Origin of the sequence: Arthrobacter sp. NPDC080082 (assembly GCF_040686595.1) — a bacterium.
Classification (GTDB): Bacteria; Actinomycetota; Actinomycetes; order Actinomycetales; family Micrococcaceae; genus Arthrobacter.
The window spans coordinates 50,661-63,301 of sequence record NZ_JBFBKQ010000006.1 but is presented as its reverse complement, the minus strand read 5'-3'; the positions used below and the strand labels follow the sequence as shown (position 1 = coordinate 63,301).

12 protein-coding genes and 2 tRNA genes are annotated in these 12,641 nt (G+C 66.5%); 10 read left to right on the top strand and 4 right to left on the bottom strand.

The window, feature by feature from the left end; genetic code table 11:
• Positions 1-10: 10 nt before the first annotated feature.
• The 6 genes from gyrA to AB0O44_RS13345 all read left to right on the top strand — a co-directional run bounded on the left by gyrA (position 11) and on the right by AB0O44_RS13345 (position 4,828).
• Positions 11-2,719 carry a DNA gyrase subunit A gene (gene gyrA, locus AB0O44_RS13370; RefSeq protein ID WP_364138061.1) on the top strand — a complete coding sequence of 903 codons (2,709 nt, stop codon included), beginning with the start codon at positions 11-13 and terminating at the stop codon, positions 2,717-2,719.
• Positions 2,716-3,357, top strand: coding sequence for a DUF3566 domain-containing protein (locus tag AB0O44_RS13365; protein WP_290257102.1), 642 nt, complete (start codon positions 2,716-2,718; stop codon positions 3,355-3,357). The genes gyrA and AB0O44_RS13365 overlap by 4 nt, the downstream gene beginning before the upstream one ends.
• Before the next feature lie 98 nt (positions 3,358-3,455).
• Positions 3,456-3,529: transfer RNA gene (locus tag AB0O44_RS13360), tRNA-Ile, on the top strand.
• A gap of 57 nt (positions 3,530-3,586) precedes the next feature.
• A complete protein-coding gene (locus tag AB0O44_RS13355) occupies positions 3,587-3,703 on the top strand; it encodes a DLW-39 family protein (RefSeq protein ID WP_290257101.1) in 117 nt (38 codons plus the stop codon).
• A 23-nt stretch (positions 3,704-3,726) separates the two neighbouring features.
• Positions 3,727-3,802 (top strand) — tRNA-Ala (locus AB0O44_RS13350).
• A gap of 111 nt (positions 3,803-3,913) precedes the next feature.
• Positions 3,914-4,828 carry a DMT family transporter gene (locus tag AB0O44_RS13345; RefSeq protein ID WP_364138057.1) on the top strand — a complete coding sequence of 305 codons (915 nt, stop codon included), beginning with the start codon at positions 3,914-3,916 and terminating at the stop codon, positions 4,826-4,828.
• A 22-nt stretch (positions 4,829-4,850) separates the two neighbouring features.
• Here AB0O44_RS13345 and AB0O44_RS13340 read toward each other — a convergent pair whose 3' ends face one another.
• Entirely contained in the window at positions 4,851-5,726 is an 876-nt protein-coding gene (locus AB0O44_RS13340) for a glycosyltransferase family 2 protein (protein WP_290257099.1), read from the bottom strand.
• 138 nt (positions 5,727-5,864) lie between these two features.
• On the bottom strand, positions 5,865-6,863 hold the full coding sequence (locus tag AB0O44_RS13335; protein WP_290257098.1) for a hypothetical protein: 999 nt from the start codon (positions 6,861-6,863) through the stop codon (positions 5,865-5,867).
• Between the two features lie 154 nt (positions 6,864-7,017).
• Here AB0O44_RS13335 and AB0O44_RS13330 point away from each other — a divergent pair, with 154 nt between their 5' ends.
• Both AB0O44_RS13330 and AB0O44_RS13325 read left to right on the top strand, forming a co-directional pair.
• Entirely contained in the window at positions 7,018-7,563 is a 546-nt protein-coding gene (locus AB0O44_RS13330) for a peptidylprolyl isomerase (protein WP_290257097.1), read from the top strand.
• Positions 7,564-7,571: 8 nt separating this feature from the next.
• Positions 7,572-8,468: a rhomboid family intramembrane serine protease gene (locus AB0O44_RS13325; protein ID WP_364138052.1), complete on the top strand. Its 897-nt coding sequence runs from the start codon at positions 7,572-7,574 to the stop codon at positions 8,466-8,468.
• Between the two features lie 1,337 nt (positions 8,469-9,805).
• Here AB0O44_RS13325 and AB0O44_RS13320 read toward each other — a convergent pair.
• Both AB0O44_RS13320 and AB0O44_RS13315 read right to left on the bottom strand, forming a co-directional pair.
• Entirely contained in the window at positions 9,806-10,438 is a 633-nt protein-coding gene (locus tag AB0O44_RS13320) for a DNA-3-methyladenine glycosylase I (RefSeq protein ID WP_364138049.1), read from the bottom strand.
• Positions 10,439-10,578: 140 nt separating this feature from the next.
• Positions 10,579-10,830 carry a cell division protein CrgA gene (locus AB0O44_RS13315; protein WP_290257094.1) on the bottom strand — a complete coding sequence of 84 codons (252 nt, stop codon included), beginning with the start codon at positions 10,828-10,830 and terminating at the stop codon, positions 10,579-10,581.
• A 273-nt stretch (positions 10,831-11,103) separates the two neighbouring features.
• Here AB0O44_RS13315 and AB0O44_RS13310 point away from each other — a divergent pair, with 273 nt between their 5' ends.
• Positions 11,104-11,811: a class E sortase gene (locus AB0O44_RS13310; protein WP_364138046.1), complete on the top strand. Its 708-nt coding sequence runs from the start codon at positions 11,104-11,106 to the stop codon at positions 11,809-11,811.
• 170 nt (positions 11,812-11,981) lie between these two features.
• Positions 11,982-12,623 (top strand): aminodeoxychorismate/anthranilate synthase component II, encoded by a 642-nt coding sequence (locus tag AB0O44_RS13305; RefSeq protein ID WP_364138043.1) that lies wholly within the window; start codon positions 11,982-11,984, stop codon positions 12,621-12,623.
• Positions 12,624-12,641: the final 18 nt, after the last annotated feature.

Here is a 12,641-nt window from a genome sequence, read left to right as displayed (position 1 = left end):
AATACAGACTATGAGTGATGAAACACCGGAAGTTCCCGTCGAATCCGGCGCGGAGCCCGTGCTAGAAGGCAACGTCCTTGATACCGATGTGCTCACCGACCGCGTGGAGCAGGTGGACCTGCAGACCGAAATGCAGCGCTCCTACCTCGACTACGCCATGGCCGTCATCGTCGGCCGCGCCCTGCCGGATGTCCGCGACGGCCTGAAGCCGGTCCACCGGCGCGTGCTTTACGCGATGTTCGACGGCGGGTACCGCCCGGACCGCTCCTTCAACAAGTGCGCCCGCGTGGTCGGCGAGGTCATGGGCCAGTACCACCCCCACGGCGACACCGCGATCTACGACGCCCTGGTCCGCCTGATCCAGGACTGGACCATGCGCTACCCGCTGGCGCTGGGTCAGGGCAACTTCGGCTCGCCCGGCAACGACGGCGCCGCCGCCCCGCGGTACACCGAAACCAAGATGGCCCCGCTGGCCATGGAAATGGTCCGGGACATCGACGAGGAGACCGTCGACTTCCAGGACAACTACGACGGCAAGAACCAGGAACCGACCATCCTGCCGGCCCGCTTCCCGAACCTTCTGGTCAACGGGTCCTCGGGCATCGCCGTCGGCATGGCCACCAACATCCCGCCGCACAACCTTCGCGAGGTCGCCGACGGCGTGCAGTGGTACCTGGCCAACCCGACCGCCAGCCGCGAGGAACTGCTCGAGGAGCTGATCCAGCGAATCAAGGGCCCGGACTTCCCGACCGGCGCCACCATCCTGGGCCACAAGGGCATCGAGGACGCCTACCGGACCGGCCGCGGCTCCATCACCATGCGCGCCGTCGTTAACGTCGAGGAACTCCAGGGCCGCACCTGCCTGGTGGTCACCGAGCTGCCGTACCAGGCCAACCCGGACAACCTGGCGATCAAGATCGCCGAGCTGGTCAAGGACGGCAAGATCTCCGGCATCGCCGACCTCCGCGACGAGACCTCGGGCCGCACCGGCCAGCGCCTCGTGATCGTGCTCAAGCGCGACGCCGTCGCCAAGGTGGTGCTGAACAACCTCTACAAGCACACCCAGCTGCAGGACAACTTCGCGGCGAACATGCTGGCAATCGTGGACGGCGTGCCCCGCACGCTCAGCCTCGACGCCTTCATCCGCCACTGGGTTACGCACCAGATGGACGTCATCGCCCGCCGCACCCGGTACCGCCTGCGCAAGGCGGAGGAGGAAGCGCACATCCTGCGCGCCCTGCTCAAGGCCCTGGACGCTTTGGACGAGGTCATCGCCCTGATCCGCGCCTCCACCACCACCGAGGCCGCCCGCGACGGCCTGATGGAACTGCTGGAGATCGACGAACTGCAGGCCCGGGCCATCCTGGACATGCAGTTGCGCCGGCTCGCCGCCCTGGAACGCCAGAAGATCCAGGACCGGCACGCCGAACTCGAGGCCCTGATCTCCGAGTACAACGAGATCCTGGCCTCCGAGGCCCGCCAGCGGGAAATCATCAGCACCGAACTGGCCGAGATCGTGGCCAAGCACGGCGACGACCGCAAGACCAAGGTCCTGATGGGCTTCGACGGCGACATGTCGATCGAGGACCTCATTCCCGAAGAGGAAATGGTCGTCACCATCACCCGCGGCGGCTACGTCAAGCGCACCCGCAGCGACAACTACCGCTCCCAGCAGCGCGGCGGCAAGGGCATCAAGGGAGCCCAGCTGCGCGGCGACGACGTCGTCGAGCACTTCTTCGTCACCACCACCCACCACTGGCTGCTGTTCTTCACCAACCTGGGCCGCGTGTACCGGGCCAAGGCGTACGAACTGGTGGAGGCCGCCCGCGACGCCAAGGGCCAGCACGTGGCCAACCTGTTGGCGTTCCAGCCGGACGAGCACATCGCCCAGGTCCTGGACCTGCGCGACTACCAGCACGCCCCGTACCTGGTGCTCGCCACCAAGCGCGGCCTGGTGAAGAAGACCCGGCTCGAGGACTACGACACGAACCGGTCCGCCGGCGTCATCGCCATCAACCTGCGCGACGGCGACGAGCTCGTCTCGGCCCAGCTGGTCTCCGAGACCGATGACCTGATGCTGGTCTCCCGCAAGGGCCAGTCCATCCGGTTCACCGCCACCGACGAGGCGCTGCGCCCGATGGGCCGGGCAACCTCCGGCGTGACGGGCATGAAGTTCCGGGAGGACGACGAGCTGCTCGCGGCCGACGTCGTCCAGGACGGCTCGTTCGTCTTCATCGTCACCGAGGGCGGCTTCGCCAAGCGCACGGCCGTGGAGGAATACCGCCTCCAGGGCCGCGGCGGCCTCGGCATCAAGGTCGGCAAGTACCAGGAGGAGCGCGGACACCTGGTCGGCGCCCTGATCGTCCAGGAAGAGGACGAGGTCCTGGTGGTGATGGAAGGCGGCAAGGTGGTCCGCTCGTCCGTGGCCGGCGTGCCCGCCAAGGGCCGCGACACCATGGGCGTCATCTTCGCCAAGCCGGACAAGAACGACCGCATCATCGCCGTGGCCCGCAACAGCGAACGCGGCCTCGAATCCGAGGAAACAGCAGCCGAGGGCGACGCCGGAGATGAGGCTACGCTGCCGGATGACGTAACGTTGGCTGGAGAAAACGGAGCCCGCGAGGGGTCCGGAGACACAACATCAGTACCGGCCCCGGAGTCAGATGAGCCATCAGGGGATGCCGAGCTGGACGAAGACAACCCCGGAGGTAACCCGTGAGCAATTCCGACTCCTATCCCAAGTCGAGCAGTGGCCCCGGCAACGCACGGCAGCCGTCGGCGGCCCCCCGGGTGAATGCGCCGTCGCGTCCGCAGCAGCGTCCCGGCGTCGCGGGCTCCGGCCAGCGTCCCGCGGCCCCCGGCCAGCGGCCTTCCGTCCCCGGGCAGCGCCCCTCGGTCCCGGGCCAGCGTCCGGCCGGCCAGGCCAGCCGCCCGGAAACGGCCGGCGCGCGTCCCGGTCAGCCCGGACTAGTCAAGCCGGCCCCCAAGGCCAAGGTGCGCCGCGCCCGCCTGCTGGTGAGCAAGGTTGACCCGTGGTCCGTGCTGAAGATGTCCTTCCTGCTCTCGGTGGCCCTCGGCATCGTCACGGTGGTCGCCGCAATCGTGCTGTGGACCGTCCTGGACCTCACCGGCATCTTTGATCAGGTGGACGGCCTCCTCGGCACCCTGGCCGGGTCCGAGAGCGGCGGCTTCGAACTGAAGAAGGTAGCTTCGCTGGGCCAGGTGGCCTCCTTCGCGGTCATCATCGCCGTGATCAACGTGGTCCTGCTGACCGCCCTGTCGATGCTCTCCGCGGTGCTGTACAACATTGCTGCCACCCTGGTGGGCGGCATCGGTGTGACCCTCACGGACGACTAGAAATACCCGTTTTGCCCGTGATTTAGCGGGTAAATGCCTCGATTTGAGATCGGGCCGGGATGTGCTGTAAAGTCATATCTCGGCCCGATGAGGCATCGGGGCGTATAGCTCAGGCGGTTAGAGCGCTTCGCTGATAACGAAGAGGTCCCAGGTTCAAGTCCTGGTACGCCCACGGAACCTGTACTGGTTCTTGTAAAGGAACGCGCAAGCGGACCGGAACGGGGTGCATGTGAAGAAGTTGCTGGTAGTTGCAGCTACGCTCGCAGGCGTCCTGGTCTACAGGAAAGTGCAGGAAGCCGAAGCCCGGAAAGCAATCTGGAGCGAATCGACCGACACGGTCGACTAGCCGGATTGGCGGGTTGCTCCGATGGGGGCATGGCGCAATTGGTAGCGCACCTGCTTTGCAAGCAGGGGGTTCGGGGTTCGAGTCCCCGTGCCTCCACCATCGAGAAGTCCCGGTCAGCGGAAACGCCGGCCGGGACTTTTGCTTTAAGCCTCCCTTTCCCGGATTCCGTCACGGCACTGGCCACCGCTGTGCGCGCATTAGGGTTGAGGCGTGACCTTCCTTCTCGCCGCCCTGGGCGTCCTTGGTGTGGCCTCCTCCGGCCCCCTGATCGCCGCCACCCTGGGCGCCACCACCGTCAGCGCCCTCGCCATCGCGTTCTGGCGGAACGCCATCGGTGCCGTGGTGATGGCCGGGCCCGTGCTGGTCCGCCAGCCCCGGCAGTTCGGCCGCGTCACCGGCGCCGAGTTCCGCTGGTCCCTGGCGGCCGCCGTCGCTCTCGCCCTGCACTTCGCCTGCTTCATCACCTCCCTGCAGCTCACCTCCGTGGCCGCCGCCACCGCGCTGGTCTGCCTGCAGTCGGGCTGGATTGCCGTCTTCCAGCTGTTCCGCGGCGTCCGGCACGGCTGGCAGGTCCTGGCCGGGCTGGGCCTGGCTTTCGCGGGCGTGGTTGCCATTACCGGGTTCGATATGGGGACCTCCCCGCAGGCCCTCACCGGGGACCTTCTGGCCGTCGCCGGCGGGATGCTGGCCGGCGTCTACACCCTCGCCGGCGGCAAGGCACGGCAGACCATGAGCACGGGTGTCTACACCAGCCTCTGCTACGGCATGTGTGCCGCTGTCGTCGCCGTCCTGGCGCTGGCCAGCGGACAGCCCCTGGGCGGCTTCGAGGCGGCCGGCTGGCTGGGCATCTTCGCCATCACCGTCTGCGCCCAGCTGGTGGGCCACACGGCCTTCAACCACCTGCTGGCCACCATGAGCCCGCTGCTGGTGTCCATGATCATCCTGCTCGAAATCCCGGGTGCCGCCCTGCTGGCGGCGGCGTTCCTGGGTGAGAAGCTGCCCGCCGGAACCTACGTTGGGCTGGCCATGATCCTGGTGGGACTCGCCGTCGTGGTCCTCGGCCAGCGCCGCTCACGCGCCGTGCGCCGCAGTGCCGCCCGTCTTGCTGAGCTCGGCACGGACTAGCCCGTTCGGAATTAACTGCGGGTTACTGGCCCCCGCGGCGTACCGGCTGGGCCGTGTTCACGGTGTGCAGGGCACGCAGCAGCTTGGCCGGGAAGTACACCGAGAAGAAGACCACCATGGGGGCCTTGAGCGCCATCTTCTTGACGTTGTGGGCCTTGTAGGTCCGGTCGAAGCGGGTGACGTAGTACCGGTAGTCGCGCGGCGAGTCCTCGAGCCGTCGTGCGGACATCCCGGAGATCATCTGCGGCCAGTACTGTATCCGGAGCTCGTGGTCGGCAAGGTGCAGGGACAGGTCGATGTCCTCGTGCATCTCGTCCCGCTCATCCCGGCAGGTTTCGTCCTTGATGGTTTCCCAGGCCGAGCGGCGCAGGGCCATGTTGGAGCCGAACAGGAAGTGGTACTGGTGCTTGGCGAGCTTGAGCATCAGCTGCCGCATTTTGTCGTCGGCCTTGAGCCCGAAGCGGCGCATCGGCATGTCGTAGTAGACCACCGGGCCGGTCGCGGCTGCGACTGAGGGGTCGGCGAAAGCCTTCTGGACCTGCTCCACCCAGTCCGGCTCCAGGACCGAGTCGGCGTCGATCCGTCCGAGCACATCGCCGGTTGCATGGTTCAGGCCGAAGTTCCGCGTGGGAATCAGGCCTTGGTCACTGTCCTGGCTCATGAGCAGGATCCGGCTCTCCGGGTATTCCAGCTGCATCTGCGCGACGATTTCGGCGGTCCGGTCCTTGGACATGTTGTCCACGACGATGATCTCCTGCGCCGGAACCGACTGGTAGACGGCAGCGATGAGACACTGCCGGATCACGCTTTCCTCGTTGTACGCCGGGATGACGATGGAGACGGCAGGCGGCAGCGCTGCATCGTCGGGGGAACCCAGCTGGGACTCTTCGCGTGACATCCCCCCAAATTTAGCATCCGGGCGGGTTGGGACCCCGGGCTGGTCGGCACAGATCGGAATAACAAAGGGAGGGCCCCGCCCGTGGCGGTGACCCTCCCTGTGTGGCCGCGGCCGCCAACTGGACGGCGGCAGCGGTGCTTACTTGGTCTTGCCCTCGTCGTTCAGGCTGGCCGCAATGTTGTTCATCGCGGTCTTGGCGTCCGTGGCGACCTTCTTATTGGCATCGGACTTCTCGGCCTCCTTGGCCGCTTCGTCAGCCTTGCTGGCGGCGGCGTCGGTGGCTTCCTTGGCGGCGTCGCCGACCTTGGACGCTGCGTCACCAAGCTTGTCGGCGGCGGCGGAGGAAGCGGAACTGACGGCGTCGGCGGCCTTGGAGGCAGCGTGCTTCGCCTCTTCCTTGACCTCGGTGACCGTGGTGGCCGGAACCGGTGCCGGCGTGGCGGGCTTCACCGGGCTGGGGGTCTTCCACGGGTCTTCGACCGGCTTGGACGCCTTCCAGGCGGCGACGCCGGCGGCAACGGCGGCGGTGATGATGCCGAAGATCAGGAATCCGCGGTGCTTGGGCTTCTGCTGCTTGGCGACCTCGCCGGTCACCGCGCGGCTGGCCTCGGAGGCGGCGGCCTTGATCTGCTTGCCGGCAGCCTGTGCCTGCTCCTGCACGTTCTGTACGACGCCGGAGTCAGCGAGACGCTGGGCGACGGCGTCGACGTGGGCCGGTGCGCCCTCAAGGGTGCGGTGAACGGCGTCGGACGCGGCACCGATCTGGTCCGAGAGCTTCGGCAGGTACTCAACCACGACGCGGTCACGCGCGTTGGCGATCACCGGGGTGGCCTTGTCCAGCGCGTCGTGCAGCCGCGGGGTGGCGGCGTCGACGGCATCGTGGATCTTCGGCGCAAGCTGCGCCAGACCGTCCTGGATGCGGGGAGTGACGGTGGCGACGCCGTCGGCCAGGTTGTGGGCCGCAGACTTCAGGCCCTCCTGGATCTTCGGGGAAGCGGTATCCAGGCCCTGCTGCAAGCGCGGAACGGCCCAGTCAACGGCTGCCTCCACCCGGGGGGTGGCCCAGTCCTTGGCGTTTTCCACGGCGCTGGACACCGAGTGCTCCAGCTCACGGGCAATACGATCCGTTTTCTTCACAACTACCTCCCGATTAATGTGACGGTTCTGCAGTTAGCCTACGTGGCCGGAACTCCACCGGCTATTCTCGGCCCTTATTTCGCGGCGATTTCACCCAGCGCGGAACTCAGCCCGCGCCCCTGTACGCCGGAGGCCGCCGTGGAAGAATAGGCCCATGACTGCCATCGCAACTGCAAAAGCAACCATCCACACCAGCATGGGCGACATTGTCGTCAACCTCTTCGGCAACCACGCGCCGAAGACCGTGGACAACTTCGTTGGCCTCGCCACCGGTGAGAAGGCCTGGACCCACCCGGAGACGGGCGAGGACAAGACCGGCACGCCGCTGTACAACGGCACGATCTTCCACCGCATCATCAAGGACTTCATGATCCAGGCCGGCGATCCGCTGGGCCGCGGCATCGGCGGACCGGGCTACAAGTTCGACGACGAGATCCACCCGGAACTGAACTTCAACGAGCCCTACAAGCTTGCCATGGCCAACGCCGGCATCCAGATGGGCCGCGGCACCAACGGCTCCCAGTTCTTCATCACCACCATCCCCACCGGCTGGCTGCAGGGTAAGCACAGCATCTTTGGTGAGGTGGCCGACGAGGAGTCGAAGAAGGTTGTCGACGCCATCGAGGGTGTCCGCACCGGCATGGGCGACCGTCCGGTTGAAGACGTCGTCATCAACAGCATCGACGTCGAAAAGCTCTAGCCTCCGCCATGAGCTACGGAATCCCGTCGGCCGAGCCGTCCGCTGACGTGCCGGTATGCCCCCGCCACCCCGACCGGCCCGCCTACGTGCGGTGCCAGCGGTGTGGGCGTCCGGCATGCCCCGACTGCCAGCGGGCGGCCGCCGTCGGATTCCAATGCGTTGACTGTGTCAACGAAGCCCAGCGCTCCGCGCCGCAGGTCCGCTCCGCCTTCGGCGGGGTGGCCGCGGCAGGCCGGCCGCTGGCGACCCTGGGCATCATCGCCGCCTGTGCCGTTCTCTATGTCCTGCAGTGGATCGTGCCGAACGACTGGGTCTATCAGAACCTGGCCTTCGCCACGGTCTACGCCACCCCCGAGTTCGGGGCGTTCGAACCCTGGCGGATGCTGACCTCCGCGTTCCTGCACTCCCAGGGCTTCATCCTCCACATCTTGCTGAACATGTACATGCTGTGGATCTTTGGCCAGGCGCTGGAGCCCCTGCTGGGGCGGATCCGCTTCCTGGCCCTCTACCTGATCTCCGCCGTCGGCGGTTCGGTCGGTTACTACCTGCTCACCCCGGCGTACGTCCCCGGCCAGCAACTGGCCGGTGTGGTCGGCGCCTCCGGGGCCATCTTCGGCCTCTTTGGCGCCACGCTGGTGGTGCAGCGCCGCCGCGGCGGCGACACCCGGCAACTCTGGGTCCTGATAGCAATCAACGCCGTCATCGGATTCGTGGTGCCGCAGATCGCCTGGCAGGCACATCTCGGCGGCTTGGTCACCGGTGCCCTCTGCGCGGCGGCCATCGCCTACGTGCCCCGCGGCCAGCGGCAGGGCGTCCTGCAGTTCCTGGGCCTTCTCGTGGTGGTGGGCCTGCTGGTCGCCGCCACCGCCGTCCGCGCCGCCACCACAGCCGCCCTGCCGGTGTAGCTGCGGCCGGGCTGGGTCCAGCTTCGGCTCCTGTTGCGGCTCCCGCTGCCTCCACACCCTCTCTTGCGCGTCGGTTTCGGACAGGCGCGCCGCATCCTCTCTTGCGCGCCGATTTCGGACAGGCGCACCCCACTCTCTTTCTCGCACCCATTTCAGACAAGCGCCCCCGAGGCCCGGCATGCGCTGGTCCGAAATCGCAGCGGTCTCAGCGATGCCTCTCTGCTGACGACAGGTTCGACAGCCTTTGTTGCCAGAGTCCGGGCTGTGCGGCCCCACCGTCCCGGTACCGGACTCCGCTGCTGATTACAGGGCTGTGGATCAATTCCTGCCTCTCCACCCTCCCGGCGCTGTCCCTGTGCCTGGGAACCCTCCCCTTCTCGCGGCGGTTTCGGACCGCGGCACTTCGGACCCGGGGTGCGATGGTCCGGAAGCGTAGCGGATCCGCGGTCGGGTGCGGGTGGGCAACAGGAGGGACAGACGCGGCACAAGCCGGGCGGCCGCTTTTCCACAGGGCTTATCCACACTGTTGGTAACTTACAGCCCTGTAGTTCAAGAACGAGGATGCGCTCGAGCCGCCCGTGCTGGCGGAATTAAGCCACTTGGTAACAGTTACACACCGGCTCCTCCACAGCTGTGGATAACTCTTGGGGAATCCAGTGTGGGTAAGTGGACAACTTGTGGGCGTGCAAGCCCGATTTAAGCCGGAATCCACCGAAGTGACCCTGACCTGGACGTATAGATCAGATTTATAGCGGTTATGCACAGACTTTTTCACAGTGTTAATAACTCGACAGCCTAGTTACTCTCCGGTCGGCCCCGCCTCTACGGCCCAGTTGTCGCCGCAATCGAGGGCAGCGTCACCGTTATCCCCACTTGTGGATAACTTGTGGGTACTCGACGTGGATAAAGCGCCCGGGGTGATGGGTTGGCTGGCAGGCGGCTAGTGAGGCCAAGCAGACTAACCGGTGACCACCTGTGGGGATCACGTGGATCTCCGAGATCCTGCTGCTCCGACGCATGCACGGCTTTCTCATCGCCGCTAACAAACCTCGTGCCTTATCCACAGCCGTTTCCACAGTGTTAATAACTCACAGTCCTGTAAGTCGGTGGACGTAATTCGCAGTCGGACCCCCTCAAGCCCGCCAGCAGGCCCGAATTTGCGGGATGGTCGAGGTTATCCACTCACTGGATCCACAGCCTGTGGATAACTTTGTGATTCTTGTGCACAGCTGGGGATGAAGAAAGGGAGCGATTTCAGTGCCGAGCGGCCGCGTTGGAAGCACGGGAGAAACGCTTGAGGTGGCGGCGTCGGAGCGCCCAGGCCACGCGGAGACCCTCTACCGGGGCCACACTCCGGAGCTGCCCCGGCGGTGGCTGTCCATGAGGTGGGTGTCGACCATGCCGATCGCCTCCATCAGGGCGAACATCGTCGTCGGGCCTACGAAGGCGAAGCCGCGCTTGCGGAGGGCCTTCGAGAGGGCCACCGACTCGGGCGACGTGGTGGGGATCTGGTGCAACGCCGTCGGCTCCGGCGTCGACTCCGGTTGGAAGCCCCACACAAAGTTCACCAGCCCGCCGTCGTTCCGCAGCTCAACGGTGGCGCGGGCATTCGTAATCGCGGCCTGGATCTTGAGCCGGTTGCGGACGATCCCGGCATCCTGCATCAGCCGCTCGACGTCGCTCTCCGTGAACTCTGCAACGGTGTCCGGGTGGAAGTCGGCAAAAGCCGTCCGGAAGGCCGGGCGCTTCCGCAGGATGGTTGCCCAGGACAGGCCTGCCTGGAACGCCTCGAGGCTGATCCTCTCGTAGAGGCCCTGTTCATCGCGGACCGGGAGGCCCCACTCGGTGTCGTAATAGTCCCGGAGCATGGGATCGGAGGAGGCCCACACGGGGCGGGCCAGGCCGTCGTCGCCGATGACCGTTCCGCCGGTTGCCGTGGCGCCGGTGGTGGCGAGGGGTTCGGTACTCATGGGATTCTCCTGTCCGGGATGATTCCGAGCCTAGCGGGAGCCGCTGACGTTATAGCCGGGAAAGAATGGCGCCGGAGGAAGCCCGGCCTTAAACCAACGGACCGGCACACAGGGTGCCGGTCCGGAAGGTCGAAAAGGGGCTAGGAGCGCCAGCGGGTGGTCATCAGGAACCCGACGATGGCGATGCCGAAGCCGGCGATGATGTTGCCTGCGCCCCAGTCCTTGACCGGCAGAGTGCCTTCGCTGATGTAAAACGTGATGATCCACAGCAGGCCGATGATCATCAGGCCGAACATCACCGGCTTGAACCACACCGGGTTCGGCTTGTAGGCCTCCGCGGCGCGAGTCTGCTCGGGTGCGGCAGACCTCTTTCGGGGCTTCGACTCGGGCACGGGTCCTCCTTGGCGGGCGGCTGACGATGCGCGAACGGCGACTTGATATCCTGCAAAAAGAAAAGCCGGCGGACAACGCAATCGTGGACGGGTTTAAATCCCCACAATTCTAGCTGTTATTCAGAACACAACCGCGCGGACGCCGCGGATGCCCAGGGAGGAATCACGGTGCTGCTGCAGAAAGCGGAGTCCGGACACCCTTCAGACGCACCGGGCGCGTCGGCCACGCGCGCAACGCCAAAGGACCAAGGGCGCCGCTCCCCGGGCCGTTGGGTGCTGCTGATTGGCGGAGAACTGCTGGTCACCGCCGGTGTGGTGCTCCTCCTGTTCGTCGCGTGGGAGCTCTGGTGGACCAACGTCGACGCCGATTCCCGCCAGCAGGCCGCCGTCGCCGAGTTCGCCCGTTCCCTCGACGGGCCCGCGGCCCCGCCAGCCTCCGCTGCCGCGCCGGATCCCGGACCGCCGCTGGTCGCCGGGGAGCCTGCACCCGGCAGCACGATCGGCGTCGTCTATATCCCGCGTTTTGGTGAGACCTACACCCGGCCTATGGTGCAGGGAACGACGACGGCGGTGCTGGATTCCCTGGGCCTCGGCCACTACGAGGGGACGGCTATGCCGGGCGGCGTGGGCAACGTGGCCCTCGCCGGCCACCGGCAGACCCACGGGGCCGTGCTGGACGCCATCGACAGCCTGGTCCCCGGCGACCGGATCTACATCCAGACCCGCGACGGCTACTACACCTACGTGTTCCGGAACAGCCGGATTGTCCTGCCCACGGCCGTGGACGTGCTGCTTCCGGTGCCCTCCCAGCCCGGAGTGGCCCCGCGGGACCGGTACCTCACCCTCACCAGCTGCAATCCCCGGTTCGGCTCTCAGGAGCGTTTCGTCGCCTATTCGACCATGGAGGGCTGGCAGCCGGCGTCCGCCGGACCACCCGCAGAGATCGCCGCCCAGGTGGCGCGGACCAGAGGGGGCAGCTGAGACATGTACACCTGGATTTTCCGCCACCTCCCCGGCCCCCTCTGGCTGCGCATCGTCACAGCGTTGGTGCTGCTGGCCGGGGTACTGATATTGATGGTTCAGTACCTTTTCCCGTGGATGGCGCAATTCGGCCCATTCACAGATTCAACGATTGGCACGGCACGGCACCCATGAGCGCAACCAAGATCCTGGTCGTGGATAACTACGACAGCTTCGTCTACACCCTGGTGGGCTACCTTCAGGAGCTCGGCGCGGAGACCACGGTGGTCCGCAACGACGACGTCACGCTCGCCGAGGCGATTGAGATGGCGGAGGCGCGCGACGGCGTGCTGATTTCCCCAGGCCCCGGTGCCCCCGCCGAAGCCGGCGTCTGCATCGACCTGATCAAGTGGTGCGGGGAGCACAGCAAGCCCATGCTCGGAGTCTGCCTGGGCCACCAGGCCCTGGCCGAGGCCTACGGCGGGACCGTCACCCACGCCCCCGAGCTGATGCACGGCAAGACCTCGCTGGTGGAACACCAAGGCGGCAGCGTCTTCGCCGGGCTCCCCTCGCCGTTTACCGCCACCCGCTACCACTCCCTGGCCGCGGTTCGCGAGAGTATCCCGGCAGAGCTGGAAATCACCGCGGAGACCGGCACCGGCGTCGTCATGGGCCTGCAACACCGCTCCGCACCGCTCTGCGGTGTCCAGTTCCACCCCGAATCGGTCCTGACCGAAGGCGGCTACCTGATGCTGGGAAACTGGCTTGAGTCCCTCGGCATGGCCGGCGCCGCCGAGCGCGCTGCCGTGCTGAGCCCGCTGATCAAGCACTGACCCGCACGGTCCGGCACT

What these genes read in the sequence shown, in the direction of transcription:
- gyrA (WP_364138061.1), top strand. Translation starts at nt 11, where the DNA reads ATGAGTGATGAAACACCGGAAGTTCCCGTCGAATCCGGCGCGGAGCCC.
- AB0O44_RS13340 (WP_290257099.1), bottom strand. Translation starts at nt 5,726, where the DNA reads ATGTCACGCGAAGAGTCCCAGCTGGGTTCCCCCGACGATGCAGCGCTG.
- AB0O44_RS13330 (WP_290257097.1), top strand. Translation starts at nt 7,018, where the DNA reads ATGACTGCCATCGCAACTGCAAAAGCAACCATCCACACCAGCATGGGC.
- AB0O44_RS13325 (WP_364138052.1), top strand. Translation starts at nt 7,572, where the DNA reads ATGAGCTACGGAATCCCGTCGGCCGAGCCGTCCGCTGACGTGCCGGTA.
- AB0O44_RS13320 (WP_364138049.1), bottom strand. Translation starts at nt 10,438, where the DNA reads ATGAGTACCGAACCCCTCGCCACCACCGGCGCCACGGCAACCGGCGGA.
- AB0O44_RS13305 (WP_364138043.1), top strand. Translation starts at nt 11,982, where the DNA reads ATGAGCGCAACCAAGATCCTGGTCGTGGATAACTACGACAGCTTCGTC.